Here is a 448-nt window from a genome sequence, read left to right as displayed (position 1 = left end):
GCCTGCCCCAGGCCCCCGCCGAGGCCGAGAGCATCGCCATCGCGCGCGATCTGGCGCTGGTGCGGATGACGGGTGCCCGCGTCCATTTCCGCCAGGTGACGACGCGCGCGGGCCTCGCGCTGGTCCGCGCGGCCAAGGCCGAAGGGCTGAGCGTCACCGCCGGGATCACGCCGGCGCACCTGTTCCTCTCCGATGTCGCGCTGGGCGGTTTCCGCACCTTCGCCCGCCTCTCGCCGCCGCTGCGCAGCGAGGACGATCGCCAGGCGGCGCTCGAAGCGGTCGGCGATGGCACGATCGACGTCATCGCCTCGGGCCACGACCCGCGCGGACCCGAGGACAAGCGCCTGCCCTTTGCCGATGCCGCGCCCGGCATGGCGGGGGCCGAAACGCTGCTGCCGCTGTCGCTGGGGCTGGTGCGCGATGGCCTTATTTCGATGGGCCGCCTGTT

1 pseudogene is annotated in these 448 nt (G+C 73.7%); it reads left to right on the top strand.

What is annotated here, in order from left to right:
* Positions 1-448: pseudogene (locus AX735_RS25680) on the top strand (dihydroorotase); the annotation flags it as partial.

The organism is Blastomonas sp. CCH1-A6, from assembly GCF_001556365.1.
Classification (GTDB): domain Bacteria; phylum Pseudomonadota; class Alphaproteobacteria; order Sphingomonadales; family Sphingomonadaceae; genus Blastomonas; species Blastomonas ursincola.
The sequence above is the reverse complement of the archived record's forward strand: the minus strand, read 5'-3'. Positions and strand labels throughout refer to the sequence as shown.